This window comes from Pseudomonas frederiksbergensis (assembly GCF_017114915.1).
GTDB lineage: Bacteria > Pseudomonadota > Gammaproteobacteria > Pseudomonadales > Pseudomonadaceae > Aquipseudomonas > Aquipseudomonas frederiksbergensis_I.
Map to the genome: position 1 here is coordinate 1 of NZ_JAAUOE010000111.1, position 720 is coordinate 720.

Here is a 720-nt window from a genome sequence, read left to right on the forward strand (position 1 = left end):
AAGGACTGCATTATGCGTATCGTCGTTGCTCTGGGCGGTAACGCCCTGCTCCGCCGGGGTGAACCCCTGACCGCGGACAACCAGCGCGCCAACATCCGGATCGCCACCGAACAGATCGCCAAGATCCATCCCGGCAACCAACTGGTGATCGCCCACGGCAATGGGCCGCAGGTGGGCCTGCTGTCGCTGCAAGCGGCGGCCTATACCTCGGTCAGCCCTTACCCGCTGGACGTGCTCGGTGCCGAAACCGAAGGCATGATCGGCTACATCATCGAACAGGAACTGGGCAACCTGCTGGACTTCGAAGTGCCCTTCGCCACCCTGCTGACCCAGGTCGAAGTCGACCCCAACGACCCGGCGTTCCAGGCCCCCAGCAAGCCGATCGGCCCGGTGTACACCAAGGCCGAAGCGGAAAAACTCGCCGCCGAAAAAGGCTGGGCCATCGCCCCGGACGGCGACAAATTCCGGCGCGTGGTCGCCAGCCCGAAACCCAAACGCATCTTCGAAATCCGCCCGATCAAGTGGCTGCTGGACAAAGGCAGCATCGTGATCTGCGCCGGCGGTGGCGGCATCCCGACCATGTACGACGCCAGCGGCAAATTGCAGGGCGTGGAAGCGGTGATCGACAAAGACCTGTGCTCGGCGCTGCTGGCCGAACAGTTGGAAAGCGATCTGTTGGTGATCGCCACTGACGTCAATGCGGCGTTCATCGATTTCGGC

The 720-nt window shown here is 63.2% G+C and carries 1 protein-coding gene; it reads left to right on the forward strand.

Translation table 11 applies throughout. The features are described 5' to 3' along the window. Positions 1–12: 12 nt before the first annotated feature. The coding region (locus HCU66_RS26955) for a carbamate kinase (RefSeq protein WP_205891387.1) at positions 13–720 on the forward strand (708 nt) is incomplete at its 3' end.